Source organism: Thermococcus sp. MV11 (assembly GCF_012027285.1).
GTDB lineage: Archaea > Methanobacteriota_B > Thermococci > Thermococcales > Thermococcaceae > Thermococcus > Thermococcus cleftensis.
Genome location: NZ_SNUD01000005.1, coordinates 1 through 25,869 on the forward strand (window position 1 = coordinate 1; position 25,869 = coordinate 25,869).

A 25,869-nucleotide genomic window follows, 5' to 3' on the forward strand; every position below is an offset into this window, starting at 1 on the left:
GGGGTGGAGGGGCCTACGCTCCTTCCTGAGGGCCTACTTCGACTGCGACGCCGGCGTTGAGAGGGGGGGTATAGTCCTCTCCACCGCCAGCAGGGAGATGGCGGAGCAGATTTCTTACGCCCTCGCCGGGCTGGGAATCACGGCCAAGGTCAAGGAAAGGCGCGTGAAGAAACGTCCCTACTACTACGTCGTCATATCCGGCTCGAACAACGTGTCGCGCTTCCTGGCTGAGGTTGGATTCTCGATTGAGGAGAAGAGAAGGAAAGCGGAGGCACTCATAAGGAACCCCAACCCTAACGTCGGTTCCCTCTACGCTGACAGGGAGCTGATTTCCTACGTCAGGGACAGGCTCAAGCTGAGGTTCCCAGATGACAAAGCCCGCTGGAGCCCTGAGAAAGCCAGGAAAATATCCTGGGAGCTCATGAAGGAAATCTACCACCGCCTCGATGAGCTTGAGAAGCTGGAAAAAGCTCTGTCGAGGAGCATTCTGATAGACTGGAACCAGGTCGAGGAGAGGAGGAAGGAGATAGCGGAGAAGACCGGGATAAGGGCCGACAGGATCCTCGAGTACGTGAGGGGCAAGAGGAAGCCGAGCCTGAGGAACTACCTGAGAATAGCAAAGGCACTCGGCATTGACCTTGAGGAGACGGTAGAGGCAATGCGCCTCTTTGCCATGAAGTACTCCAGCTATGCGGAGATTGGAAGGCTCGTTGGGACGTGGAACTCAAGCGTCAGGATAATCCTTGAGGGCAACACGGAGAAGATAGCGGCCCTAGAGGAGATCAGGAAGGCGGAGCTGGGACTCCTCAGGGGCATACTGAATGATGAGAAGCTCAAGAGGGGAGTGGCCTATCTGATCTTCCTCGCCCAGAACGAGCTCGTGTGGGACGAGATAGTTGAGGTCGAGAGGCTCAGGGGAGATTTTGTGATCTACGACCTGCACGTTCCCGGCTACCACAACTTCATCGGTGGGAACCTCCCGACGGTTCTCCACAACACGACCGCCGCTCTGGCCCTCGCTCGCGAGCTCTTCGGCGAGAACTGGAGGCACAACTTTTTGGAACTGAACGCAAGCGATGAACGCGGGATAAACGTTATCCGAGAGAAGGTGAAAGAATTTGCAAGGACTAAGCCGGTCGCGGGGGCGAGCTTCAAGATAATCTTCCTCGACGAGGCAGACGCTTTGACCCAGGATGCCCAGCAGGCCCTGAGGAGAACGATGGAGATGTTCTCCAACAACGTCCGCTTTATCTTGAGCTGCGTTACCGGCGATACGAGGATATACACCCCCGACGAGAGGGAGGTCAGGATAAGGGACTTCCTGGGACACTTTGAGAGGGGGCTCCTGAGGGAGGTCAGCAACCGCGCCGGGAGGGACACGGTTATTGCCGCCGTTGCCTTCAACTCCAGGATTGTGGGCCACCCGGTCTTCGGGCTGACCCTTGAGAGCGGAAGGACGATAGAGGCAACCGGCGACCACATGTTCCTCACCCCTGAAGGCTGGGTTCAGACGTACGACCTCAAGGAGGGCTCGGAGGTTCTCGTCAGGCCAACGCTTGAGGGAACCCCCTACGAGGAGGACCCGAGGCCGATAATTGACCTGGGGGACTTTTACGCCTTCCTGGAGAAGATCGAAAGGGAGCACGGGCTCAAGCCCCTTGGCGAGGCCAGAACCTTCCGGGAGCTACTGACCAGGGAGAAGGAGAAAATCCTCGCGAGGGCACTGGAGCTCAAGGCGGAGATGGAGAACGGCCTCACGGCGAGGGAGGCGGAGGTACTTGAGCTAACGCCAGGGGAGTGGATTTCGAGGGAGGAGCTCCAGCTGAAGACCGGCCTCTCCCGCGTGAGGATCAACCAGCTCCTGAAGTCCCTGGAGGAGAAGGGCTACGTCGAGAGGAGGATTTCGGGGAAGGCCCAGCTCGTCAGGAAGGTTCGTGAAGGAAGGCCCCTGAGGAACCCGATGGACGTGAAGAGGGCCCTTGAGGAGGAGTTCGGGATAAGGATAAGCTACACCACCGTCAGGAAGCTCCTGGCCGGCGAGGTCAGCGGAATGGCCTACGACATACTCCGCGAGGTCAGGGAGAAGTGGCTCGTCCGCTACGACGACGAGAGGGCCGGAATCCTCGCGAGGGTTCTTGGATTCCTGCTCGGGGACGGCCACCTGGCCAAGGGAGTAAGGGTGTGGTTCAACTCGGACAGGGAAGAGCTTGAGATGCTCGCCGAAGACCTCCGGAAGCTCGGCCTTTCACCCTCTGAGATAATCGAGCGCGAATCCAGCTCGGAAATCAACGGGAGGCCTGTTAAGGGCAGAATCCACATGCTTTACGTGGACAGCTCGGCCTTCCATGCCCTCATGCGCTACTGGGGTGTCGAGGCCGGCAACAAAACGCGCAGGGGCTACCGCGTGCCGGAGTGGATAAAGAACGGCAGCCTCTTCGTCAAGAGGGAGTTCCTGCGCGGCCTCTTCGGCGCCGACGGGACAAGGCCGGGCGGAAGGCGCTACAACTTCAACGGGATAAAGCTTGAGATGCGCGCGACCCGCGAGAGCCTTGAGCTCACGACGGAGTTCTTCAACGACCTCTCCGAGCTGTTGAGGGAATTCGACGTCGAGTCCAGGGTCACGGTCTCGCCCGTGGGCGACAGGTTCATAGTCCGCCTCGTGGTTACTCCCAACGACGCCAACTACCTCCGCTTCCTCAGCAGGGTCGGCTACGCCTACGCCAAGGACAGCCACGCGAGGCTCGTTGGGGAGTACCTCAGGATCAAGCTCGCCTACAAGGAGATCGTCCTCCCGGAGCTGGCAGAGAAGGCCGTTGAGCTGGCAACGTCGTCCAACCCGACCAGCGCCGCCAGGCTTCTGGGCGTCAAGAGGGACTTCGTGGTCAGCAGGCTCAAGGGTAAAGAGATTGGCCTGACGAGGGACTTCATGACGTTCGAGGAATTCCTCCGGGAGAGAACCCTCGACGGCTACGTGGTCGAGAAGGTAATCCGGAAGGAAAACCTGGGGTACCTCGACGTCTACGACGTCACCTGCGCGAGGGACCACAGCTTCATCTCAAACGGCCTCATCAGCCACAACTGCAACTACTCCTCAAAGATCATCGAACCCATACAGTCGAGATGCGCCATCTTCCGCTTCAGGCCGCTGAGCGACGAGGACATAGCGAAGCGCATAAGGTACATAGCCGAGAACGAGGGGCTGGAGCTTACCGAGGACGGCCTGCAGGCCATACTGTACGTCGCCGAGGGGGACCTCAGGAGGGCGATAAACGTACTGCAGGCGGCAGCGGCCCTCGACAGGAAGATAACCGATGAGAACGTCTTCCTTGTGGCAAGCAGGGCCAGGCCAGAGGACGTCCGCGAGATGATGCAACTCGCTCTGGAGGGCAACTTCCTGAAGGCGAGGGAGAAGCTCCGCGAGATACTCCTCAAACAGGGCCTCAGCGGCGAGGACGTGCTGATTCAGATGCACAAGGAAGTGTTCAACCTGCCGATTCCGGAGGACAGAAAGGTGGCTTTGGCCGACAAGATAGGCGAGTACAACTTCCGCCTCGTTGAAGGGGCGAACGAGATGATACAGCTTGAGGCTTTACTCGCGCAGTTCACGATTATGGGCAAGTGATGGCCATGCAGGAAGTGCCCTGGGTTGAGAAGTACCGGCCGAGGAAGCTCAGCGAGATAGTGAACCAGGAGAGGGCCATAGAGCAGGTGAGGGCCTGGGTGGAGGCCTGGCTCCACGGCAACCCGCCGAAGAAGAAGGCGCTGATCTTGGCAGGTCCGCCGGGAGTGGGCAAGACGACGACGGTTTACGCTTTAGCAAATGAGTACGGCTTCGAGGTCATCGAGCTGAACGCGAGCGATGAGAGAACCTTTGAGAAGATAGAGCGCTACGTCCAGGCAGCCTACACGCTCGACATCCTCGGGAAGAGGAGGAAGCTGATATTCCTCGATGAAGCTGACAACATCGAGCCGAGCGGGGCGAGGGAGATAGCGAAGCTCATCGACAGGGCCAGGAACCCGATAATAATGAGCGCCAACCACTACTGGGAGGTGCCGAGGGAGATAAGGAACAAGGCGCAGATAGTCGAGTACAAGCGCCTAACGCAGAGGGACATCATCAAAGCTTTGATCCGGATTCTCAAGCGCGAGGGCAAGACCGTCCCGAAGGAAATTCTATACGAGATAGCCAAGCGCGCCAGCGGTGATTTGAGGGCGGCCATAAACGACCTCCAGACGGTGGTTACCGGCGGAACTGAGGACGCGGTTCAGGTTCTCGCCTACCGCGACGTGGAGAAGAGCGTCTTCCAGGCGCTGGCGCAGATATTCGCCACGGACAACGCGAAGAAGGCCAAGATGGCCACTCTCGGCGTGGACATGTTTCCCCACGAGCTCCTCCAGTGGATAGACGAGAACGTCCCCTACGTCTACTACAGGCCGGAGGACATAGCAAGAGCCTACGAGGCCCTCAGCAGGGCCGACATATACCTCGGCAGGGCACAGAGGACAGGGAACTACTCGCTATGGAAGTACGCCACCGACATGATGACCGCTGGAGTTGCCGTCGCGGGGGTTAAGAAGAAGGGCTTCGTGAGGATTTACCCGCCGAAGACGATAAAGCTCCTCACCGAGAGCAAGGCGGAGCGCTCGCTGAGGGATTCGATAGTCAAGAAGGTCATGAGCGAGATGCACATGGCGAGGCCAGAAGCCCTGGAGACGCTCCACTACCTCAGGGTAATCTTCGAGAACAACCCCGATTTGGCGGCGCACTTCACAGTCTTCCTCGACCTGAGCGAGAAAGAGGTCGAGTTTCTGGCAGGGGATTCAGAGAAGGCCAGGACGATTTGGGGCAAGGCGATGAACATCGAGAAGAAGCTCAAGGAGCGGGGCAGGCTGGAGGAGAGCGTCCGCGAGGGCCTCGCGAGGGCGAAGGAAGAAGCCAAAGAGGCTCCTACTGCTGAGGAGCAAGAGACCGGGGAAGTTGCCAAACCCGAGACGGCTGAAGGGGAACTCACGGAGAAAGAACTTGAAGAGGCCGAGAAAGAAATCGAGCCCCTCGGCAGGAAGAAGTCCGAAAAGAAGAAGGGCAAGCAGGCGACGCTGTTTGACTTCCTCGGGAAGAAGTGAAGGAACTGCTCTTTATCCTTCTTTTAATTCGATATCGGCGCACACCTTGAAGACGTGCGGCTTGAAGTCGCTCACCTTCTTCACCCTCACCGAGCAGTCCCTTCCGAGCTTTGCGCACTCCTCAAGGATTCTTCTTCGGAAGGCGTCAAGCTCACTCTCATGCACGAAGTCGTAGTAGTGGAGCCACCTCTTGGCTTTGCCCAGCGTTAGGGCGAGGGCATCAACGCCCCTCGGCGTCGGGCTTACCACGCGGTCATAATTTGGTAACTGGGGGAGAACCTTGAAGGCATCGCCGTGTATGAACTCTATCTCGCCCCTCAGCCTCTTCCTGTTCCGCTCGATGTTCTCAAGGCCGAGCTCGTAGGCGTCCCTGTTCAGCTCCACCGCCGTTATCTTGGCCTTTCTATAGCGCGCTATGACGAGCGCATAGGGCAGAACCCCTGCAAAGGGAATCAGAATCCTCTCGCCGTCGCGGACGAGCTGGGCTAAGCGGTAGCGCTCGCCCTTCATCCTCGGGTTGAAGAAAACCCTGGAGAGGTCAACTTTGATCTCGACGCCGTTCTCCCTGTGGACAGTTTCGAGCCTGTTCTCGCCCCAGATTATCGAGTAGTCCCTTATCCTAAACGCTCCCTCGTGGAAGCCCTTCTTGGCAATGACTTTCAGGAACGGGTGGACCTTCCTCAGCCCCCAGACGATGTCATCAACGCGGTGCTCAAGCTCCGGTGGAATCTGGATTATCGCTATGTCACCGACGACGTCGTACCTCCTGAGGTGTTTCAGCTCCTCCGCGCTCAGCCTTTCAGCTAAGACGCTCTCAAGGTTCCTGTAAATCTGCCTCTCCGGCCTGAGGGGAAGCTCCACCGGGAGAACCTCGTAGCCGAGCGAGTGAGCCCTCTCGTCCTCAATGACCGGTAGGAGGACAAAGTTACCCTCCCTCCTTGGCCTTCTCTTCCCGTCGTAGAGGTTCAGCTTTTTCAGCTTCCGTTTCGCGTACTCTGCTTCAGTCCTTGCTACCTTTACCGCCGGCATTATCATCTTCTCCCGATTTTTCACTTCCTGTGAGCCTCTCGAGGTCCTCCCTCCGTACGGTTCCGAAGAACGCCTTCTCTGAGAGAATATCCTCGATCTCCCTGAAATCTGGCCTTTTAAATTCTCTCGCCAGCACTGCAAACCTCTTTGAACCCAGGAGCTCTGGTGAAGCCATAACTATCATATATGCCCCTGCGGCAAGGGCGTAGTCCCGCAGGGTGAAGAGGAACTTAGCTATCGCTCTGAAGTCGGAGTAGAACATAAGGTACTCGATACCCTCGACGTAAACCGCCCCTCCGGGGTGTTCCCTCATGAACCTTACTGCCTCTTCCCTTAGAACGTGGAGACTGCTTGGACTGACCGCCAGGGGATGTCGCACGTTGCTGAGCCAGAGGAACACGTTGGGCTGGAATCCGAAGGTCGAAATCCATTCCTCGCGGGGTCTCCTGCTTATGACCATCAAAGGCACCTTCTTGAGGTGGAGTATTTTCAGCACCATCTCCGCCTCGTCCTCGTTTTCCACTAGGAAAACACTGGACTCTCCTATCCCAACTCCTGGCATCGGGAGTATCCGGGGGGTTCCCCTGAAAAGCTCCCTCATCGCGAGCAGGGATATGGTAACAAAGGCCGCCAGTGCAACGATTTCAGGGGCCCTTGGGGGGATGCTCCCAAGGAACGCGCCGAGTGTCAGGGCAATGCCTGCCAGCGTGAAGAGGGTGAAGACTACCGACAGCTCAAGAGAGTACTCTACCTTTTGGGATTCGCCTCGGAGGTGAAGAAGCCATATCCTGACGAGCAGGTACCCTGACACCCCTGCCAGCAGGAGTCCCTCAACGAAAGTTACCGCATCGATGGCCCCCCACCATTCTCCATTGATCGGAGGGGTATTAAACTATTTCCAGTACGGCTCCCTCATCTGGACAACCTCTCGGAAGATGCCCACGAGCTCGGCATCGCTCGCGCCGCTTCTCAGTGCCGAGGCGAAGTCCACCAGGTCGTTCTTCCTCAGAAGGCAGGTCTTGAACTTGCCGTCCGAGGTAACCCTCAGGCGCGTGCAGTTGGCGCAGAAGACGGTGTTGTGCATCGCCCTGACCACCTCAACCTCCGCAATGCCATAATCCGTGGGGACGAAGTATTTCTTCCGCCTGTGCATTCTCCTCTCCCTTACCTCAACTGCCCTCTTTTCCAGCTCTCTCTCCACTGGCTTGAGGGGATAGAAGTACTTCCTGAAGAAGCCCGTCTGGGTCATCTCCCTCGGCGCTTCCAGCTCGATAAGCTGGAGAATCGTCCCTGTCTTTGCCGCGAAGTCGATCATTTCCCATATCTCGGCGTCGTTTAAGCCCCTCATCACGGTCATGTTGAGCTTAACCGGGCTGAGATACTTGACGGCCTCTTCAATGCCCTCCAAAACGGTATCGAGCATATCGACGCCGGTGATTTTTCTGTAAACGTCCGGCCTTAGACTGTGAAGTGAGACGTTCACCCTGTCGAGGCCGGCCTCGGCCAGTGGCTTGGCGAGCTCCTTTAAGCGACTCCCGTTGGTGGTCATGCTTAGATCCTTCACATAGGGCTTTATCCTCTTCACTATCTCGATTATGTCACTCCTAACGGTTGGTTCCCCGCCCGTGAGCTTTACCTTCCTTATTCCCAGCCTGGAGGCTATCCTGACGAGCCTCTCTATTTCAGCGGGCGTCAGCTCGAGTCTCGCGTTGAAGTGCTGCCCCTCGCGGTGACAGAAGAAGCACCGGAAGTTGCAGTCCTGGGTGAGGGAGATGCGCAGGTTCGTTACTGGCCGGCCGAAGCGGTCGTAGAGGGTCATTCAACCACCGCACTGATTAGATTGAAGGGCTTAAAAAAAGGTTTTGGGTAAGTGGTTTCGTTTAACAGTCCTAATCGAAAACTACAAGTACGTGGAGGGGCAAGTTAAGAGCAGGGGGTTTTCCATGAACATAGAGGAAATTAAGGCCCAGCTTTCCCGCCTGGAGTCTCTCCACTCCGCTTTTGAGGCCAGATTTCCGGCGCTCTACAGTGAGAAAGACAGAGAGTCCCTTCTGGAAACCATCAAGGCCCTTCACGCCGTATCAAGGGAGAAGCTCGAGGTATCCTCCTCCCTCTACCGAGAGATGAGCGGAATTGGAAGCCACGCTGAGGCCCAGGCCAAGGAGCTTTACCGAAACGAGCACCAAATGAAGTTCAGGCTTGAGGAACTGCTCTCCCTTCTGTCCAGGGACGACTACGACGCCCGCATGAAGCTTGAGACCACCATGGAGCGTCTCGTCCAGTTCCATAGAGTCTACGACTACGCGGTCAGAAAGGCCCTCGGTGAGCTGATGGGTGAGGTCGAGGGAATGGCTCTTCTGGCGGAAGGCGAAAAGGAGAAAAAGGTACCTGCTGGTATAATGGAAGAGCTTAGAAAAATCAAGACGCTTGAGGCCGAACTCGATACTCTCAAGCGGTTCCTCCTCAGGCTTTACCTTCACCCAGGGGACGTGCACAAGGTCGAGGAGGCCCTGAGGGACTGGCACTCCAGGGGCCTGCTCTGGGTCGAGGCGAGAAACGTGGAGAAGTTGAGCGGCGTCGAGAACGCCGGCGAGATACTGGAGGGTCTGGCGCTCATAGGAGTGGTGGAAAAGAAGATGAGGGGTGGTGAAGGTGTCTACAGACACAGGAGTTACAGTTCGGGTTAGGGGCATATACAGCACTGCCCTCACCAAGCTGTTCCTCGACAGGGGCTTCGGAATTTCCCAGCCGAGCAACAAGATCGTTGAGAGGCTTGGGCTTGAGAAGACCTACGACGAGTTCGACGTCGATGTTTACGACAAGAAGGATCACCACGGGGTCGTGCTCGTTGGCACGAAGGTCGATGCCGTCAAGGATGTTCTCGAGGAGGAGTTCATAGACGTCTTCTTCAGGAAGCTCCCCTACCAGCTCTACGGCATATACAAGGGCATAGTCGTCCAGAGAGATGAAAGGTACGTTTACGTGGACATAGGGAGCGCGATAGGTACGATTCCCGTTAAGGACATTCCCCGTGCGAGGGAGGGTGATGAACTCCTCGTCCAGGTCAAGAAGCACAACGTTCTCCCCCAGCTGAGCGTCACGCTCACAATTCCCGGTGACTACGCCGTGCTGATTCCCAAGCCCGTTGGTGCTCAGAGACATGTCAAGATATCCCGCAAGATAAGGGAGCAGAGCGAGCGCGAGAGGCTCCGCATTCTCGGCCTGAGCGTCGATCTGGGTGAGTGGGGGATACTCTGGAGAACCGCCGCCGCCTACAAGGACTGGAACCTCCTCAGAGACGAGATAATAAAGCTCTCCAAGCTGGCCGACAGCCTCAAGAAGGCAGACTCCCACGACGCCCCCGCGCTCATCATTGAGGGAAGAAACATCTACGAGGTCGAGTTCGGCGGCGGGGCGAAGAAGAAGCTCGACGAGATACGGAACAGGGTCGTTCCGACCGTTGATGGCCATCACCAGCTCAAGGCGTACGATTTGGAGCTCGGCTTTGCTGTCGAGATAGCGGAGGGGATACTTTCCAGGGTTCCTGGACAGAGGGAGAAGGTTAAGCAGGGGCTCTGGGAGGCCCTAGTTGAGAACAAGGGACCGAGGAGGGGCTGGCTCTTCAGCCTGGAGCATTACAAGCCGGACGGTCAGAGGATAAAGATAGGCCCCGGCGAGGTTCAAGAGGTGTCAATGGAGCCGCTCAAGGTCACGGTAAAGAGGCACCTCAAGCCCGGCAAGTTCTACGACGGCCTCGACCTGCCCATAGAGTTCGGCGACTACGTGATAACCGAGATAGAGGCTGGAAAGTGGTGGTTCGTGCACCGCTACTACGACCGCGACGGCAACCTGAAGGGCGAGTACTACAACATCAACACGCCGGTCGAGATATACCCGGACAGGGCCCGTTACGTGGACCTCGAGGTGGACATAGTCAGGTGGCCCGACGGCAAGAAGGAGATAATCGACAAGGAGAAGTTAGCTGAACACTACGAGGAGGGCGTAATAAGCGAGAAGCTCTACCGGGCGGTGCTGAGAATAGTCCAGGAGGTTTACGAGCGGATTTGAGCCGTTTCTTTTTTCAAACTCTCTAAATATTGCCAAATCGTAATACCGGTTGAGTAATATCCCTCAGTCCCCGACGTCCTCTATTCCCTTCTCGGTAATCCTGAAGTAGACCATTCCACCTTCCGGCCGGAGACGGTGCCTTTCGAGTATGGCAAGCCTTAAGCCAGGCTTTGGTAGTTTGTCGAGCCTCAGAATATCCTTCGTCCTGTAGTTGAGGGTGTGCTCGGCCACGGGCTTCATCTGCCCTCTCCTGCTGTCGAAGTGGACCTGGTTGATGACGATGACGGGGACGTCGTTCTTCCTTGCTATCCAGAGGAGAACCTGGAGTTGCTTCCCGAGTTCTGAGCTCAGGCCTTTCCTGCTTTCCTCCACTCTGTAGTGTGCGGTTATTGAGTCTACAACCACGAGGGAGAAGTTTCTATCCACGACCTTCTTCAGGCTCCCTATCGTCCTGCGCTGCTCCTTGAAGTCGAGGGGCGTGAAGAGAATGAAGCGCTGAAGGGCCTCCTCCGGCTCGAACCCCCTAGCTTTAGCCATCTGGCTCAACCTCTCGGGGGAGAAACCCCCTTCCGTGTCCACGTACGCGACCTTTCCCCCGCTCAGGAGGCCTATCTGGAGGGCCAGAGTCGTCTTCCCCGTGGCGAAGTCTCCGTAAATCTGGGTGAGAACCCCGGGAGCGATGCCCCCACCCAGGAGCTCGTCCAGTGATTTTACCCCGGTTGAGAGCATCGGTTCCACCGCTAGACGGTGAACTCCTCGTAGTGCTCCAGGGGCTTGACGAGGGCCCAGATACGCCTTTTCTGGAGTTCCTCGCGGAGCTTGTCGGGACTTCCCGTTCCATAGACCCCGTAGTGCATTGGGATAACTATCCTGGGCCTGATGTCCTCCACTATCTGGGCCGCTTCGCGCTCGTTGGCGGTTGAGCGGCCGCTTATGGGTACGAGGAGGACATCGACCTTCCCCCTGAGCCTCTGAAGGGTGGGGGTTGAGTATGTATCGCCGGTGTGGAAGAGCCTCTTGTCGCCCTCTATCAGATAGCCCAGCGGATACTGGCTAGAGGGGTGCTCCATGTAGATGGCGGTAACTCTGACCCCGTTCTCGAGCTCGATGGTTTCCCCGTCCCTTATCTCTCTGACCCTGGTCACTCCATCGCTGAGGGCCATCATGTAAACCGGCTTCGGCCCTATCACCGTGGCACCACGGAGCCTTGAGAGGAGTTCTACTTTGCCGTAGTGGTCGGTATGTTCGTGGGTTATCAGTATGTAGTCCACCTCGCCTATCCTGTCGTCATCAACCTCTGGGTAAGGGTCGATCAGCAGTCTCACGCCGTTGGTCTCGACCCAAAAGCACGCGTGTCCGTACCAGATAATCTTCATCTGCTCTACCACCTCTGGAGGTTTCGGCGAGGTGGACTTAAAGTTTTTCCTGAGGAACTCGGGGGACGCCCTTGCCCGGCGCAGGCTTTATATATCCTCCTTCCCCTTCAAATTGTAAGAGCGGAAATCCAGGCCCTCAAAGGGCGGGAGGCTGTGATGATGGGCAACCGCCGCCTGATAGTTCCTCCGGTTTCGCTCCCGGTGCTCATAATAATGGGACTCATCTTCATCATTGCATTCGTTTTTTTCTCCGGGGCGGTCATGGCGGCGTTTGAGAAACTCGGAATTCCGCCTGAGGTTGCTTACTCTCTCTTCTTGCTGGCCCTTTTTGGGAGCTTTATCAACATACCCGTGGCCGAGGAGACCTCCTACGAGCCCGTTCTGAAAGTGAGGGAGGTGAGGTTCTTCGGCATACCCTATCCGGTCCCCGTCTTCGACTGGGAGGAGAGGAAGGTGATCATAGCAGTGAACGTCGGTGGGGCCATCGTTCCCGTTAGCGTGGCCTTGTACGAGATCCTAAGAATGATCTATCAAGGCAACTGGGGACTGCTTTTCAATGCCCTCCTTGCAGTTCTCATAGCGGCCCTCTTCAGCCACGCCGTTGCTCGGCCGGTAAGGGGTCTCGGCATAGCCATGCCGCTCTTCCTTCCGCCCATCATAGCTATAGCACTCGGCTGGCTCCTGGGAGGGAGCAACCCGAACGCGATAGCCTACATAAGCGGAACCCTCGGGGTTCTCATAGGGGCCGACCTCATGAACTGGAACCGAATAAAGAGGCTCGGCGCGCCGATGGTCAGCATAGGAGGGGCCGGAACCTTCGATGGAATCTTCCTCGCCGGAATAATTGCCGTTCTTCTGGTATGACGGTGGGTTTTTAAGGCAAGGATTAGACATTCCCATGACAAAGAGGTGGTGCTCATGATAGTGGTTGGAAGCGGTGCCAGGCATCTTGAGGACGAGATAAGGGCCCTTGGAGGCGAGCTGATTGAGGTCGAGATAAGGAAGTTTCCGGACGGCGAGAAGTACGTTCGCGTTCTCGGCTCCGGTGAAGAGGCTACCGTCGTCCAGTCCACCTTCGCGCCCCAGGACGAGAAGATAATCGAGCTCCTTCTCATAGCCGATGCCCTCCGGGAGCGGGGGGTGGAGAGGCTTAGAGCCGTCGTTCCATACTTTGCCTACAGCAGGCAGGACAGGGTTACAAAAGAGGGCGAGCCGGTAAGCGTTAGGGCGGTGATGAGGGCTCTCGGGTTATACTACGACGAGCTCTACGTCTTTGACCTTCACAACCCAGAAACGCTGAAGTTCTTCCCTGGAAAAGCCGTGAACCTCTCACCGGCGAGGGCAATAGCGGAGTACTTCGCGGAAAGGTTGGGTGAGGGAATAGTCCTTGCCCCAGACCGGGGCGCGCTGGAGAGAGCGGCGGCGGTTGCGGAAAAGCTCGGCCTCGAGTACAGCCACTTTGAAAAGAGGAGGATTTCGCCCACGGAGGTTCAGATGAGGCCTGTTGATGTGGACGTTAAAGGGAGGAACGTGCTTATAGTGGACGACATCATAAGCACCGGTGGGACGATGATTAAAGCGGCGAACCTGCTCAGAGAGATGGGCGCGGAGAAGGTTTTCGTTGCCGCCACCCACGGGGTCTTCGCGGAGGGGGCCATAGGGAGGGTGAGCAGGGCTGTGGACGAGCTGGCTGTCACCAACACCATACCAACCCCCGTTTCGAGGATAAGCATAGTGCCCGATGTGTTGGCCCTGTGATTTTCCCTCATTTTCTACGGTGGAGGTACAAAATTTTTGCCGTTTTTATGTCTAAATTTGTGCATTTTGTCGGAGAATTTTGACTGGCTCTTTTTTAAAAATAGGGCCGCTTAAGGGTTTTGCAAAAATTTTGTATCGGTGGGGTTCCGCCCTATTGGGTGGAGCGCCCGAACAGGGCGCGACAAAACCCGGGCGCCAAGACGGCGGCGTCGGGGGGACAGGGTGCAAAGCACCCACAATGAACCCCGCCCTCCAGCCCGGGTCACAGCAATGTGCGCTCCCGAGGAAACGCCGAAAGGCGGACCCCTCGGGGGTAAGGCAGGCCCGGCACCTCGACCAAACCCCGGACGGACATAGGTACTTCCCCTTTGAGGGAAGTCCCACCGGCCGTACTCCTTGCTCAATTCCGGTTGATCCTGCCGGAGGCCACTGCTATGGGGGTCCGACTAAGCCATGCGAGTCATGGGGCGCGCTCTGCGCGCACCGGCGGACGGCTCAGTAACACGTCGGTAACCTACCCTCGGGAGGGGGATAACCCCGGGAAACTGGGGCTAATCCCCCATAGGCCTGAGGTACTGGAAGGTCCTCAGGCCGAAAGGGGCTTTCGCCCGCCCGAGGATGGGCCGGCGGCCGATTAGGTAGTTGGTGGGGTAACGGCCCACCAAGCCGAAGATCGGTACGGGCCATGAGAGTGGGAGCCCGGAGATGGACACTGAGACACGGGTCCAGGCCCTACGGGGCGCAGCAGGCGCGAAACCTCCGCAATGCGGGAAACCGCGACGGGGGGACCCCCAGTGCCGTGGCATCGCCACGGCTTTTCCGGAGTGTAAAGAGCTCCGGGAATAAGGGCTGGGCAAGGCCGGTGGCAGCCGCCGCGGTAATACCGGCGGCCCGAGTGGTGGCCGCTATTATTGGGCCTAAAGCGTCCGTAGCCGGGCCCGTAAGTCCCTGGCGAAATCCCACGGCTCAACCGTGGGGCTTGCTGGGGATACTGCGGGCCTTGGGACCGGGAGAGGCCGGGGGTACTCCTGGGGTAGGGGTGAAATCCTATAATCCCAGGAGGACCGCCAGTGGCGAAGGCGCCCGGCTGGAACGGGTCCGACGGTGAGGGACGAAGGCCAGGGGAGCGAACCGGATTAGATACCCGGGTAGTCCTGGCTGTAAAGGATGCGGGCTAGGTGTCGGGCGAGCTTCGAGCTCGCCCGGTGCCGAAGGGAAGCCGTTAAGCCCGCCGCCTGGGGAGTACGGCCGCAAGGCTGAAACTTAAAGGAATTGGCGGGGGAGCACTACAAGGGGTGGAGCGTGCGGTTTAATTGGATTCAACGCCGGGAACCTCACCGGGGGCGACGGCAGGATGAAGGCCAGGCTGAAGGTCTTGCCGGACACGCCGAGAGGAGGTGCATGGCCGCCGTCAGCTCGTACCGTGAGGCGTCCACTTAAGTGTGGTAACGAGCGAGACCCGCGCCCCCAGTTGCCAGTCCTCCCCGCTGGGGAGGAGGCACTCTGGGGGGACCGCCGGCGATAAGCCGGAGGAAGGAGCGGGCGACGGTAGGTCAGTATGCCCCGAAACCCCCGGGCTACACGCGCGCTACAATGGGCGGGACAATGGGATCCGACCCCGAAAGGGGAAGGGAATCCCCTAAACCCGCCCCCAGTTCGGATCGCGGGCTGCAACTCGCCCGCGTGAAGCTGGAATCCCTAGTACCCGCGTGTCATCATCGCGCGGCGAATACGTCCCTGCTCCTTGCACACACCGCCCGTCACTCCACCCGAGCGGGGTCTGGGTGAGGCCTGGTCTCCCTTCGGGGAGGCCGGGTCGAGCCTGGGCTCCGTGAGGGGGGAGAAGTCGTAACAAGGTAGCCGTAGGGGAACCTACGGCTCGATCACCTCCTATCGCCGGAAAGTCCGTCCGGGGGGTCTAAGAGGTGCCGGGCCTGCCATCGTGGGCCGGTAGCTCAGCCTGGGAGAGCGTCGGCTTTGCAAGCCGAAGGCCCCGGGTTCGAATCCCGGCCGGTCCACCACGAAGAGGTGCACATCCCGAGCACGGCTCGGGGTGGAAGGGTCCGAGACCCCGAACAGGGGTCACGATGAGGACCGTGCACAGGCCGATTGACCCAAAAAATGCCCAGCCCCCTGAGTAGGGGGCAGAAAACCTAAGCCGCCTGGTGGATGGCTCGGCTCGGGGCGCCGACGAAGGGCGTGGCAAGCTGCGATAAGCCCCGGCGAGGCGCAGGCAGCCGTCGAACCGGGGATTCCCGAATGGGACCTCCCGCGGCTCTTGCCGCACTCCCAGTCGGGAGGGGGAACGCGGGGAATTGAAACATCTTAGTACCCGCAGGAAAAGAAAGCAAAAGCGATGCCGTGAGTAGGGGCGACCGAAAGCGGCACAGGGCAAACTGAACCCCGGGCCGAAAGGTTCGGGGGATGTGGTGTTGTAGGGCCCCCGAAAGACCCTCGCGGGTGAAGCCGAAGTCCGCTGGAACGCGGCGCCGTAGAGGGTGAAAGCCCCGTAGGCGCAAGCCCGCAGGGTCTTGGGGTGTCCCTGAGTACCGTCGGTCGGATATCCGGCGGGAAGCTGGGAGGCATCGGCTCCCAACCCTAAATACGTCCCGAGACCGATAGCGAACTAGTACCGTGAGGGAAAGCTGAAAAGCACCCCTGGCAGGGGGTGAAAAGAGCCTGAAACCAGGCGGCGATAGGTGGGTGCGGCTCGAAAGGGCTGACCCTCCCCGAAGGAAACACGGGCGACCGTGGAGTACGAGGGGAGGCGACCGGGGTCGCACCGTCCGTCTTGGATCACGGGGCAGGGAGTTCACCCGAGCGGCGAGGTTAAGGGGTTCAACCCCGAAGCCGAAGGGAAACCGACAGGTCCGCAGCCCGTAAGGGCGAGGGACGGGGTGTGAAAGCGCCCGGAGTCGCTCGGGTGAGACCCGAAGCCGGTCGATCTAGCCCGGGGCAGGGTGAAGTCCCTCAACAGAGGGATGGAGGCCCGCTAGGGATGCTGACGTGCAATTCGCTCCCGTGACCCCGGGCTAGGGGTGAAAGGCCAATCGAGGCCGGCGATAGCTGGTTCCCGCCGAATTATCCCTCAGGATAGCCCGGCTGGAGGTAGGCGGTGGGGTAGAGCACTGATTGGGGGTTTAGGGGGAGAAATCCCCCGGCTCCCTGTCAAACTCCGAACCCACCGCCGCCGTAGAAGGCCGGAGTAGGGGGGCGGTGTAAGCCGTCACCCGAGAGGGGAACAACCCAGACCGGGGTTAAGGCCCCTAAATGCCGGCTAAGTGTTACTCCAAAGGGTGTCCCTGGCCTTAGACAGCGGGGAGGTAGGCTTAGAAGCAGCCATCCTTTAAAGAGTGCGTAACAGCTCACCCGTCGAGGTCAGGGGCCCCGAAAATGGACGGGGCTTAAGCCGGCTGCCGAGACCCCGGCGCACGGACCGATTGGTCCGTGATCGGGTAGGCGGGCGTGCCGGTGGGGTGGAAGCCGGGCCGTAAGGTCCGGTGGACCCGTCGGTATTGTGGATCCTGCCGGGAGTAGCAGCATAGCCGGGTGAGAATCCCGGCCGCCGTAGGGGCCAGGGTTCCACGGCAATGTTCGTCAGCCGTGGGTTAGTCGGTCCTAAGCCAGCCCGTAACTCGGCGCTGGCGAAAGGGAAACGGGTTTATATTCCCGTACCGCGGTGGTAGGTGCGGCAACGCAAGCCCAGAGGGTGACGCCTCGGGGTAGGCGGACCGGTCCACAAGGCCGGCTAAGCGTATAAGCCCGGGGAGTGCCGTAATGGCGAGAACCGGGTGAAAGCGCGAATGGCCTCCCGTAAGGGGGGTTCCGCCGATCCCTGGGGCCCGTGAAAAGCCCTCTGGGAACGATCCACCGCGACCGTACCGAGAACCGACACTGGTGCCCCTGGGTGAGAAGCCTAAGGCGTGTCGGGGGAAACCCAGCCGAGGGAACTCGGCAAATTGGCCCCGTAACTTCGGGAGAAGGGGTGCCTGCGGGTGCGTAACCCGCAGGTCGCAGTGACTAGGGGGGCCCGACTGTTTAGTAAAAACACAGGTCCCAGCTAGCCCGAAAGGGTTTGTACTGGGGCCGACGCCTGCCCAGTGCCGGTATGTGAAGCCCGGGTACAACCGGGTGAAGCACCGGTAAACGGCGGGGGTAACTATAACCCTCTTAAGGTAGCGAAATTCCTTGTCGGTTAAATGCCGACCTGCATGAATGGCGTAACGAGGCCCCCACTGTCCCCGGCTGGGGCCCGGCGAAACCACTGCCAGGCGCATATGCCTGGGACCTCCGGTGGGAAGCGAAGACCCCATGGAGCTTTACTGCAGCCTGCCGTTGCCATACGGCGGGGGGTGCGCAGCGTAGGCGGGAGGCGTCGAAGCCCGTCCTCCGGGGCGGGTGGAGCCGTCCATGAGACACCGCCCACCCTCTGCCGTATGGCTAACCCCCGATGGGGGGACAGCGGTAGGTGGGCAGTTTGGCTGGGGCGGCACACCCTCGAAAAGGTATCGAGGGTGCCCTAAGGTCGGCTCAGGCGGGTCAGGAATCCGCCGTAGAGTGCAAGGGCAAAAGCCGGCCTGACTGGACCCGTAACAGAGGCGGGTCCAGCCGCGAAAGCGTGGCCTAGCGAACCCCTGTGCCTCCCCGGTGGGGGCCAGGGATGACAGAAAAGCTACCCTGGGGATAACAGAGTCGTCTCGGGCGAGAGCCCATATCGACCCCGAGGCTTGCTACCTCGCTGTCGGCTCTTCCCATCCTGGCCCTGCAGCAGGGGCCAAGGGTGGGGGTGTTCACCCATTAAAGGGGAACGTGAGCTGGGTTTAGACCGTCGTGAGACAGGTCGGATGCTATCTACCGGAGGTGTTGGCCGCCTGAGGGGAAGGCTCCCCCAGTACGAGAGGAACAGGGAGCCGCGGCCTCTGGTCTACCGGTTGTCCTACAGGGCATAGCCGGGCAGCTACGCCGCGTCCGATAAGGCCTGAAAGCATCTAAGGCCGAAGCGGTCCCCGAAAATAGGCGGCCACTCCCAGGCGCAGGGGGTCGGGCGACCGGTCCTTTGCCTGGGACGAGGGCTCGGGAAGAAGACCCGTTTGATGGGGCGGGGGTGTAAGCGGGAAGGGAAACCGACCCGTTCAGCCTGCCGCTCCCAACAGCCCGAGGTTTCTGCCTCTGAAAGGGGGGCTGGGCATTTGATAGGTCAATCGGCCTGTGCACGGTCCTCAAGCCCTTAAATCTCGTTTCCCTTCTGGTTGATTGCATTGCTATGTTGAACCCCAGTTATGGTGCTTCTCCGCAACTGTTAAAATCCTCCAGCGGAGCTTTTCTTGGTGGTATGATGATACTGCTCGTTCTCGATCTGGACGGCACCCTGTGGGATCACCCCGACGCCTCCCGACTCAGTCCACCCTACGAGTTCCACGGCGATTATCTGGTTGATTCTACAGGCGAGGAACTCCATCTCTTTCCAGGGGTCAGGGAGTTCCTCGAATGGTCGGGTGAGAGGTTCGTTCTGAGCATAGCGAGCTGGAACGTTGAAGAGAAGGTTAGGCCAATCCTCGAAGGCTTTGGCCTTTGGGACTACTTTAGGTTTCCAAAGATAGAGAACCACCCGGACAAGGCGGATATGATAACGAGAACGCTCCGGGAGCTGGAGCTTTCGGGATACGATGTTGGGGGAGTCATCTACGTGGATGACAGGGATATACACATCGAAGACGTTAAAACCATAGTCCCTTCTATTCAGTTCATCCATATGTGGAAAGATGCCAAAAGTTTTGAGGAGCTGAGGAAACTCCTTGAAAGGATGGGGTGATACCATGGAGCTGCTCATCGTGAAGGATAGACGCATCGACTATGACGGTTCTGCGATAGGAAGCCACTGGGCCTACAGGAACTTCGGAATACTGGGGAATTCCCTCATAGTCTTCCGTGGAAAGTGCGACGTCAAGGTCGAGGAGATGATTGACATCGAGGACCTCCGCCAGAGCAAGGAAATCAGGAGCGACGACATGGTTCACTACATCATTGAGATCTTCGACCTCGTGAACACGCTCTTCGCCTCAACCCTTCAGAAGCTCTTCATAGCAAGGCTCTGCGAGGTTCTGGCTGAATACGGCGTGAAAACCACCAGAAAGGGCGATGACATCTACGTCAACGGAAGGAAGCTCAGCATATCCATAGCAACCGTTTCGCCCGTGAGCGTAAAAATCCACATCGGGATAAACGTCGAGGCGAAGGGTATTCCTAAGGGCGTAGATGCCATCGGCCTGAAGGAGCTAGGTATAATAGACGTGGAGGGCTTCATGGAAAAAACCGGAAAGGCCCTCGTGGAGGAGTTCAAGAAGGTGAAGAAGGACAGCCTCAAGGTAAGATGGGCTCAGTAGAGGAGGAACAACAGGCTTCCGACCAGCGGAACCGCCAGGTTGTCGTCGAGCCAGGGCTGGTATTCCGCGAGCATCAGAAGGGCAGCCCAGCCTACTTTCCCCATTGCACTCGCGTCGAGGAAGATGAACGCTATAATGACCGCCGTTACGAGATAGCCGAGACTTCCCGTCCAGTGCTTCCTCAGTTTCACGTTGAAGCCGTGACGTTTGAAGTAGAAGTGCCTGATTATCCCGGTGACGCCGTCGCTTATCGCCATGGCAAGCAAGAGGGCCGTCGCATAGCTTCTCGGCAGGATCAGAGGTATCACCGAGGCCGAAAACGCGAAGAACACCTCGCCGTAGTTGTGCTCTATCTGGTACCACGAGAACTCCCTTCTCTTCAGATGTGGCCAGAGCTGAAAGACCCCGAAGATGAACGCCGCCGCGCTGAAGACTTCCTCTGGAATCAGGCCGTAGTAGAACATCAGAACCGCCGGGACGATGCTGAAATGAATTATCTTCCTGTTCACCCACGCCCATTCCGGCCCGAGCTTTTTTGTAAGACCTATCGCGAGCAGTATGAACGCCGCTGCGATGGCCGCATAGATGACCCAGCCAGGGAGCATGCTTTCCACCAAAAATGAGAGGGGGTTGGGGTTAATATGGGTTGCCCCCGAAGGCCTTCCCAACGGTCTCCAGTGCGGTGATGAAATCACTCGCATGGACTACGATGTACCAGTCATCCGTTCTTGTCAGCTCTCCCCTCGACTTGCCGACCACCTCACCGTAGAGCCCCTGGATTTTAACCCTCGGTTCCGTCGTCGAGAGCTTGAGCGTTATCTCGACCGGCCTTCCGTTCTCCCAGACGATGCCAACTTTCAGTCCTGCCTTTGTATCTTTCCTCTTCTTCAGGCCGAGCTTCAGGTAGCGGAGCCTCTCCTTGGGAACCCCGTTCTCTTTGGCCTTCTCCCTGAAGTACTCCTCCGCAAGCGTCAGCCCGTGAAGCCCAAGGGAGTATCCGAAAACCGGGATTCCGAGGTCTTTTCCCCTCCTCCCCTTGTAGGCGTAGACCTCTATCCTTCCTCCCGAGCCCCGGGAGGCAGTGTAAAATCCGTTTCCTTCGCCGTTTCGGAATTCAGTGAGGAAGTCCAAGAGCCGTTCGTATGCAGAGAACGGCAGCGAAAAGCTCGCCCATGTCCCCCAAACACGTGGAGGAACCGAGACGAAGCCGAGCTCCTCCAGGTGGTATTCCTTGGGCCTGGGCCTGAGCACCAGAAAACCCCTTTCCGTGAGCTCAAGCTCCAGGGAAGACCTCTCGCCCGGAACCACGGTAAACTTGCCATCGCCTTCAAAGTCCCTCGCCTTTAGAAGGCACCCCCTGCGAACCCGCCGTTCCCCCCGCGAGCTGACGACCACCGGGATGGGTGTTTTCTTCCCGCTCTCCCTGTCGTAGGGCACCTTAAAGCCCGCCTTGAGGAGCTCTTCCTGGATTTCCAGAGAAGCAGGGAAGAAAACCTGTGCCCTCCTCAGTTCAACTTCCATGGACAGCCCTCCTTTACTCCCACAGGTAGTTTTACCCTTTTAGTTTATAAAATTTTCCGTTCTTGGGTTGTTCAGTTTGCCGAGCTTAAGCTTAAAAGGCCCTCGTCAGAGCTAAGCGCGGTGGTGAGAATGGTTCACTGGGCTGACTACATGGCCGAAAAGATAATCCGCGAAAGGGGCGACAAGGAGGAGTACGTGGTAGAGAGCGGAATCACGCCGAGCGGTTACGTTCACATAGGCAACTTCCGCGAGTTCTTCACAGCCTACATAGTGGGCCACGCTTTGAGGGACAGGGGAAAGAAGGTTCGCCACATTCACATGTGGGACGACTACGACCGCTTTAGAAAGGTGCCGAAGAACGTTCCGCCCGAGTGGAAGGAGCACCTCACGAAGCCGGTTCGCGAGGTTCCCGACCCATGGGGCTGCCATGACAGCTACGCCGAGCACTTTATGGAGCTTTTTGAGGAGGAAGTTAGGAGGCTCGGCATAGAGGTGGACTTTCTCCACGCCTACGAGCTGTACAAGTCTGGCGAGTACGCCGAGGAGATAAAGCTCGCCCTTGAAAAGCGCGATGAGATAAAGGCCATACTCGACAAGTACCGCGAGAGGGCCAAGCAGCCGCCCCTCGAGGAGAGCTGGCAGCCGGTCATGGTCTACTGCCCGAAGTGCAGGAGGGAGGCCGAATTCATCTCCTGGGACGGTGAGTGGAAGGTTTCCTACCGCTGTCCCCACTGCGGGAGCGAGGGAGAGACGGACATAAGGGAGGGCAACGTCAAGCTTCGCTGGCGCGTGGACTGGCCGATGCGCTGGGCCCACTTCAGGGTGGACTTCGAGCCGGCCGGAAAGGACCACCTAGCCGCTGGGAGCTCATACGACACGGGAAAGGAGATATCGGAGAAGGTCTTCGGCTGGAGAGCACCGCTCACTTTGATGTACGAGTTCGTCGGAATCAAGGGACAGAAGGGCAAGATGAGTGGCTCGAAGGGTAATGTGATACTCCTCAGCGACCTCTACGAGGTTCTCGAGCCAGGAATAATCCGCTTCATCTACGCTAAAGCAAGGCCCAACAAGGAGCTCAAGATAGACCTCGGCCTCGGCCTGCTCAACCTCTACGACGAGTTTGACAGGGTGGAGCGCATCTACTTTGGCATTGAACGGGCCAAGAATCCCGATGAGGAGGCCGAGCTGAAGAGAACCTACGAGCTTTCGATGCCGAGGGTTCCGGAGAGGCTGACTGCTCAGGCCCCCTTCAGGTTCCTCGTTACACTCGTCCAGATGCCGCACCTGGACGAAAATGGCATAATCCGCGTCCTCCAGGAGCAGGGACACGTTCCGGAGGAACTGGGCGATGAAGACGTCGAGAGGATAAAGCTGAGGATTAAGCTAGCCAGAAACTGGGTCGAGAAGTACGCTCCGGAGAACGTGAAGTTCAGCCTCCTTGGGAAGGTTCCGGAGCTCGAACTCAGGCCGGAGGTACGGGAGGCCATGCTCGAGGTCGCGGACTGGCTTGAGAGCCGCGAGAAGTTCACCGTTGATGAACTCAACAACGTGCTCTACGATGCCGCCAAGAAGCGTGGGATACCCAGCAAGGAGTGGTTCAAGGCCCTTTACAACCTCTTCATCGGAAAGGACCGCGGCCCGAGGCTCGCGAGCTTTCTGGCCTCGCTCGATAGGGAGTTCGTCGTTAAGCGCCTCCGCATGGAGGCGTGATTTCTTTTTTCAAGTTTTGCCGGTGTGATTCACAGTATTTTCGGGTGCTCCCTTCATCTGCCGAAGTTTCTCGGCAACAGGTTTTTATCCCTCCACTCCAACTGAATCCGGTGGTGCTCATGGAGTTCAACCTGATAATCACCGGCGTCGGCGGTCAGGGAGGATTAACCCTTTCGCGCATCGTTGGGAACGCGGCGATGCACGAGGGCTACAACGTCCGCATAGGGGAGACCCTGGGAATGAGCCAGCGCTACGGGAGCGTTCTAAGCTACCTGCGCTTTGGGGAGGAGGTCTACTCGCCCCTCATCGAAGAAGGTAGAGCCAACCTCATGCTGGCCCTCGAGCCGGCCGAGGCACTAAGGAACGCCCGCTTTCTGGGTAAAAACAGCGTGGCCGTCATCAACGCCTATCCCATACATACCGCAACGACCCTCGTCGGCAAGGAGAGGTATCCTGAACTCAATGAAATCGAGGAAGCGGTAGCGAGAATCTGCCAGGTTCACATGATGAACTTTCAGCGCGAGGCGGATAGGATAAACCCCAGAACGCTCGGTGTCCTGATGCTCGGCTATGCCTACGGGAAGGGCCTGGTACCGCTCAGGAAGGAGTCCCTCTACGAGGGCATAAAGCTGACCCTCCGCGAGAAGCTCTGGGAGATTAACTTCCGGGCGCTCGAGCGGGGAATGGAGCTGGCTGGAGGGTGATTCTTTTTCTCTCACTCATTGTGCTTTATGAAGAAGGCGTAGAATATCGCCGTCGCTATCACGTAGAGCGTCGCCGTTGCGTAGAAGGGATAACTCAGGGACATTCCGAAGAGCAGACCGCCGACGTAGTTTCCACCGCCGCGCATAAAGGTGGAGAAGGCCCTCCTGATTCCCGCCGCGGTCGCCTTCTCCTCCGTTGAGAAGAATCCCATCATGAAAGAGTCGTTTATGGGCCACACGATGTTCATGAGGATCGAGCGGATTATGTAGAGGGCCGCCGCCAGCAAGAAGGTCTCTATCGAGGGGAATATGGCGAAGAGAAAGGCCGCCATGCTCTGGAAGGACGTTATGACCTTGACCGGGCCTATTCTCTCCACCAGCTTTGGGAGGCCAAAGGAGCCGAGGCCCATCGCGAGCTGCTGGAGGAAGAATACCCCGCTTATGGTCGCGAGCGTCTGTCCGAACTGGAGCTTGAAGTAGATGCTCATGTAGGGTATCGTTATTCCGGCACCGAAGCCTATCAGAGCACTCGGCAGGGAAAACTTGAGTATCTTCACGACCAGCTCACGGTTCCAGTTTATCCTCGGGTTCCTGACCGGGACGTCGCTTATTATGAGCAGCGCCGGGATCACGAGGGCGAACTGGAGGAGCGCAAGCGAGACGACCAGCCGGTAGGCGGTCCCCTCACTCAGTCCCAGTCCGGTGAAGAAGTCGGGTGCAAAGCCCGCTATCAGGACTCCGAGGGCGTTGAATATTGTTCCTAGGCCAAAGCTTATCGAGAAGGTGTGGTGCCTCTGCTCCTCTCCGACCTCCTCACTGAGGAGGGCGGTAAAGTTTGGCTGTCTCATACCCATGTTGGCGCCGACTAGGAAAAACCCGAGGGCGAGGACGTAGTCGTTCACCGCCGCCACCTGGAGGAGTCTCCCGGCCAGCCCCAGGAGGGCGGAGATGATGAGGGTTTTTCTGTAGCCAAGCCTCAGTGAAACCTGGCCGGCTACCAGAAAGAACAGCCCGCCGGTAAACGTCTGTATCGAGAAGAACGTCCCCATCTGTGCCATGTCGTAGCCGAGAACAGCCAGATAGAACGGCATAATGAATATGGAGAACTGGAGGAAGAGCTGACCGGCCGCGTTCGCCGCTATGAGTATCTTCGCGTCCCTGCCGTAGCCTGAGAGCATAGTGAAACGTCCCTCATAGCGTTTATAAGCCTATCGAATCGAAGCCTTTTATACCTCCCGCGCCTTCTATATATCGGCGGTGGTATCTATGGAGTTCAGAAAGATACAATTTACCGGCAGGAGTTCATACATAATCTCACTCCCAAAGAAATGGGTCAGGGAGCACGGGCTTGGCCAGGGCGACGTCGTTCCCCTCTCCATAAACCCTGACGGGAGCATAACCATATTCCCCAAGGAGCCGAGGGAGGTAAGCGAGAAGAAGGTTCTCCGCATATCGAGGGAGTACTCTCCCGACATGGCCGTCCGCCTGGTAATATCTGCCTACATTCAGGGCTACGACGTCCTCGAGATACACCTGGCGGAGGAGATGCCGATATACAAGGTCAAGATGCGAAAGGTTCTCCAGAGCCTTCCGGGAGTGGAGATAATCCTCGACGAGCCCCAGCGCATCGTCGCCAAAAGTCTCCTCGACGAGGAGGAGGTCAATCTGGCCGAACTCCTAAACAGAATACGCTCCCTCATAATATCTATGCTTGGTGATCTTGAGCTCCTCATTCAGAACCCCGGGGACGGTGAAATACTCCGGGACATCAGCGATCTCGAGAATGAGCTGGACAGGTTCTACTTCCTCATAATCCGCGCGGTGAACAGGCTCCTAACCAAGCGCGGTGTCACCGAGGAGAGTGGGATAATAAGGAGAACCTTTGACCTGCTCGGCATACTCTTCATAGTCCGCAACATCGAGCGCATAGGGGATCACATAATGCGCATAGCCGAGAACCCGGGGGAAATCAACGTTCCCTACTTGAAGGAGAAGTTCGACCAGATGATGGCCCAGATAGAGGCGAGGGACTTGGGCAAGATAGACAGGTTGATGCTCGAGCTGAAGGAGGAGATACGCTCCATCGACTACCGCCAGTCAATCGCGCTTGAGAGCTACCGCAGGATTCTGGAGTACCTCGAGAATATAGGTGAGACCGTCATCAACATGGCCCTCAGCTGATTTCTCCTCGTTTCC

General features: G+C 58.2%; 19 protein-coding genes, 1 tRNA gene and 2 rRNA genes. 14 read left to right on the plus strand and 8 right to left on the minus strand.

Features of this window, described 5'->3' with window-relative positions; genetic code table 11:
• Both E3E27_RS10260 and E3E27_RS10265 read left to right on the plus strand, forming a co-directional pair.
• Positions 1-3,622 (plus strand): LAGLIDADG family homing endonuclease (locus tag E3E27_RS10260; RefSeq protein ID WP_240910732.1); only part of this gene is annotated, 3,622 nt, incomplete at its 5' end.
• 5 nt (positions 3,623-3,627) lie between these two features.
• Positions 3,628-5,124 (plus strand): replication factor C large subunit, encoded by a 1,497-nt coding sequence (locus tag E3E27_RS10265; protein ID WP_167774542.1) that lies wholly within the window; start codon positions 3,628-3,630, stop codon positions 5,122-5,124.
• Positions 5,125-5,136: 12 nt separating this feature from the next.
• Here E3E27_RS10265 and E3E27_RS10270 read toward each other — a convergent pair whose 3' ends face one another.
• From E3E27_RS10270 to moaA, 3 genes are all read right to left on the minus strand, one after another.
• On the minus strand, positions 5,137-6,153 hold the full coding sequence (locus E3E27_RS10270) for a class I SAM-dependent methyltransferase family protein (protein WP_167774543.1): 1,017 nt from the start codon (positions 6,151-6,153) through the stop codon (positions 5,137-5,139).
• Positions 6,125-6,964 carry a DUF835 domain-containing protein gene (locus E3E27_RS10275; RefSeq protein ID WP_167774517.1) on the minus strand — a complete coding sequence of 280 codons (840 nt, stop codon included), beginning with the start codon at positions 6,962-6,964 and terminating at the stop codon, positions 6,125-6,127. The genes E3E27_RS10270 and E3E27_RS10275 overlap by 29 nt, the downstream gene beginning before the upstream one ends.
• A gap of 81 nt (positions 6,965-7,045) precedes the next feature.
• Entirely contained in the window at positions 7,046-7,972 is a 927-nt protein-coding gene (moaA, locus tag E3E27_RS10280; protein WP_167774518.1) for a GTP 3',8-cyclase MoaA, read from the minus strand.
• 124 nt (positions 7,973-8,096) lie between these two features.
• On the opposite strand from moaA, the gene E3E27_RS10285 reads away from it, so the two are divergent.
• Together E3E27_RS10285 and E3E27_RS10290 are read left to right on the plus strand one after the other, a co-directional pair.
• Entirely contained in the window at positions 8,097-8,840 is a 744-nt protein-coding gene (locus E3E27_RS10285) for a hypothetical protein (protein WP_014789150.1), read from the plus strand.
• The gene (locus E3E27_RS10290) at positions 8,806-10,221 is read left to right on the plus strand and encodes a DUF402 domain-containing protein (RefSeq protein WP_167774544.1); all 1,416 of its coding nucleotides are present in this window, start codon (positions 8,806-8,808) and stop codon (positions 10,219-10,221) included. The genes E3E27_RS10285 and E3E27_RS10290 overlap by 35 nt, the downstream gene beginning before the upstream one ends.
• 63 nt (positions 10,222-10,284) lie before the next feature.
• On the opposite strand, the gene radB is transcribed toward E3E27_RS10290, so the two are convergent.
• Entirely contained in the window at positions 10,285-10,950 is a 666-nt protein-coding gene (gene radB / locus E3E27_RS10295) for a DNA repair and recombination protein RadB (RefSeq protein WP_014789152.1), read from the minus strand.
• A gap of 11 nt (positions 10,951-10,961) precedes the next feature.
• Positions 10,962-11,597 (minus strand): MBL fold metallo-hydrolase, encoded by a 636-nt coding sequence (locus E3E27_RS10300; protein WP_167774519.1) that lies wholly within the window; start codon positions 11,595-11,597, stop codon positions 10,962-10,964.
• Between the two features lie 159 nt (positions 11,598-11,756).
• Here E3E27_RS10300 and E3E27_RS10305 point away from each other — a divergent pair, with 159 nt between their 5' ends.
• From E3E27_RS10305 to E3E27_RS10335, 7 genes are all read left to right on the plus strand, one after another.
• Positions 11,757-12,461 carry a DUF1614 domain-containing protein gene (locus tag E3E27_RS10305; protein ID WP_167774545.1) on the plus strand — a complete coding sequence of 235 codons (705 nt, stop codon included), beginning with the start codon at positions 11,757-11,759 and terminating at the stop codon, positions 12,459-12,461.
• A gap of 54 nt (positions 12,462-12,515) precedes the next feature.
• Positions 12,516-13,355, plus strand: coding sequence for a ribose-phosphate diphosphokinase (locus E3E27_RS10310; protein WP_167774546.1), 840 nt, complete (start codon positions 12,516-12,518; stop codon positions 13,353-13,355).
• Between the two features lie 403 nt (positions 13,356-13,758).
• A 16S ribosomal RNA gene (locus E3E27_RS10315) occupies positions 13,759-15,247 on the plus strand.
• A 52-nt stretch (positions 15,248-15,299) separates the two neighbouring features.
• A tRNA-Ala gene (locus tag E3E27_RS10320) sits at positions 15,300-15,376 on the plus strand.
• Between the two features lie 120 nt (positions 15,377-15,496).
• Positions 15,497-18,525, plus strand: a 23S ribosomal RNA gene (locus tag E3E27_RS10325).
• Together the 16S and 23S rRNA genes with 1 tRNA gene alongside form the textbook arrangement of a ribosomal RNA operon.
• A 165-nt stretch (positions 18,526-18,690) precedes the next feature.
• Positions 18,691-19,167 carry a magnesium-dependent phosphatase-1 gene (locus tag E3E27_RS10330; protein WP_167774520.1) on the plus strand — a complete coding sequence of 159 codons (477 nt, stop codon included), beginning with the start codon at positions 18,691-18,693 and terminating at the stop codon, positions 19,165-19,167.
• A gap of 4 nt (positions 19,168-19,171) precedes the next feature.
• Positions 19,172-19,738 carry a DUF366 family protein gene (locus tag E3E27_RS10335; RefSeq protein ID WP_167774521.1) on the plus strand — a complete coding sequence of 189 codons (567 nt, stop codon included), beginning with the start codon at positions 19,172-19,174 and terminating at the stop codon, positions 19,736-19,738.
• On the opposite strand, the gene E3E27_RS10340 is transcribed toward E3E27_RS10335, so the two are convergent.
• Both E3E27_RS10340 and E3E27_RS10345 read right to left on the minus strand, forming a co-directional pair.
• A complete protein-coding gene (locus E3E27_RS10340) occupies positions 19,732-20,343 on the minus strand; it encodes a hypothetical protein (RefSeq protein WP_167774547.1) in 612 nt (203 codons plus the stop codon). The two genes, E3E27_RS10335 and E3E27_RS10340, sit on opposite strands and share 7 nt — an antisense overlap.
• Before the next feature lie 31 nt (positions 20,344-20,374).
• Positions 20,375-21,259, minus strand: coding sequence for a PhoI (locus tag E3E27_RS10345; protein ID WP_167774522.1), 885 nt, complete (start codon positions 21,257-21,259; stop codon positions 20,375-20,377).
• Between the two features lie 129 nt (positions 21,260-21,388).
• Between E3E27_RS10345 and lysS the strand changes: the two genes are divergently transcribed.
• Complete coding sequence (gene lysS, locus E3E27_RS10350; RefSeq protein ID WP_167774548.1) at positions 21,389-22,969, plus strand: lysine--tRNA ligase; 1,581 nt, start codon at positions 21,389-21,391, stop codon at positions 22,967-22,969.
• Between the two features lie 119 nt (positions 22,970-23,088).
• Positions 23,089-23,673 (plus strand): indolepyruvate oxidoreductase subunit beta, encoded by a 585-nt coding sequence (locus E3E27_RS10355; protein ID WP_167774549.1) that lies wholly within the window; start codon positions 23,089-23,091, stop codon positions 23,671-23,673.
• Positions 23,674-23,684: 11 nt separating this feature from the next.
• Here E3E27_RS10355 and E3E27_RS10360 read toward each other — a convergent pair whose 3' ends face one another.
• Entirely contained in the window at positions 23,685-24,851 is a 1,167-nt protein-coding gene (locus E3E27_RS10360) for an MFS transporter (RefSeq protein ID WP_167774523.1), read from the minus strand.
• A gap of 88 nt (positions 24,852-24,939) precedes the next feature.
• Between E3E27_RS10360 and E3E27_RS10365 the strand changes: the two genes are divergently transcribed.
• Positions 24,940-25,854 (plus strand): phosphate uptake regulator PhoU, encoded by a 915-nt coding sequence (locus tag E3E27_RS10365; protein ID WP_014789164.1) that lies wholly within the window; start codon positions 24,940-24,942, stop codon positions 25,852-25,854.
• Positions 25,855-25,869 lie beyond the last annotated feature (15 nt).

What these genes read in the sequence shown, in the direction of transcription:
- E3E27_RS10310 (WP_167774546.1), top strand. Translation starts at nt 12,516, where the DNA reads ATGATAGTGGTTGGAAGCGGTGCCAGGCATCTTGAGGACGAGATAAGG.
- E3E27_RS10305 (WP_167774545.1), top strand. Translation starts at nt 11,757, where the DNA reads ATGGGCAACCGCCGCCTGATAGTTCCTCCGGTTTCGCTCCCGGTGCTC.
- E3E27_RS10345 (WP_167774522.1), bottom strand. Translation starts at nt 21,259, where the DNA reads ATGGAAGTTGAACTGAGGAGGGCACAGGTTTTCTTCCCTGCTTCTCTG.
- E3E27_RS10335 (WP_167774521.1), top strand. Translation starts at nt 19,172, where the DNA reads ATGGAGCTGCTCATCGTGAAGGATAGACGCATCGACTATGACGGTTCT.
- E3E27_RS10330 (WP_167774520.1), top strand. Translation starts at nt 18,691, where the DNA reads ATGATACTGCTCGTTCTCGATCTGGACGGCACCCTGTGGGATCACCCC.
- E3E27_RS10355 (WP_167774549.1), top strand. Translation starts at nt 23,089, where the DNA reads ATGGAGTTCAACCTGATAATCACCGGCGTCGGCGGTCAGGGAGGATTA.
- lysS (WP_167774548.1), top strand. Translation starts at nt 21,389, where the DNA reads ATGGTTCACTGGGCTGACTACATGGCCGAAAAGATAATCCGCGAAAGG.
- E3E27_RS10340 (WP_167774547.1), bottom strand. Translation starts at nt 20,343, where the DNA reads ATGCTCCCTGGCTGGGTCATCTATGCGGCCATCGCAGCGGCGTTCATA.
- E3E27_RS10265 (WP_167774542.1), top strand. Translation starts at nt 3,628, where the DNA reads ATGCAGGAAGTGCCCTGGGTTGAGAAGTACCGGCCGAGGAAGCTCAGC.
- moaA (WP_167774518.1), bottom strand. Translation starts at nt 7,972, where the DNA reads ATGACCCTCTACGACCGCTTCGGCCGGCCAGTAACGAACCTGCGCATC.
- E3E27_RS10300 (WP_167774519.1), bottom strand. Translation starts at nt 11,597, where the DNA reads ATGAAGATTATCTGGTACGGACACGCGTGCTTTTGGGTCGAGACCAAC.
- E3E27_RS10365 (WP_014789164.1), top strand. Translation starts at nt 24,940, where the DNA reads ATGGAGTTCAGAAAGATACAATTTACCGGCAGGAGTTCATACATAATC.
- E3E27_RS10270 (WP_167774543.1), bottom strand. Translation starts at nt 6,153, where the DNA reads ATGCCGGCGGTAAAGGTAGCAAGGACTGAAGCAGAGTACGCGAAACGG.
- E3E27_RS10285 (WP_014789150.1), top strand. Translation starts at nt 8,097, where the DNA reads ATGAACATAGAGGAAATTAAGGCCCAGCTTTCCCGCCTGGAGTCTCTC.
- E3E27_RS10360 (WP_167774523.1), bottom strand. Translation starts at nt 24,851, where the DNA reads ATGCTCTCAGGCTACGGCAGGGACGCGAAGATACTCATAGCGGCGAAC.
- radB (WP_014789152.1), bottom strand. Translation starts at nt 10,950, where the DNA reads ATGCTCTCAACCGGGGTAAAATCACTGGACGAGCTCCTGGGTGGGGGC.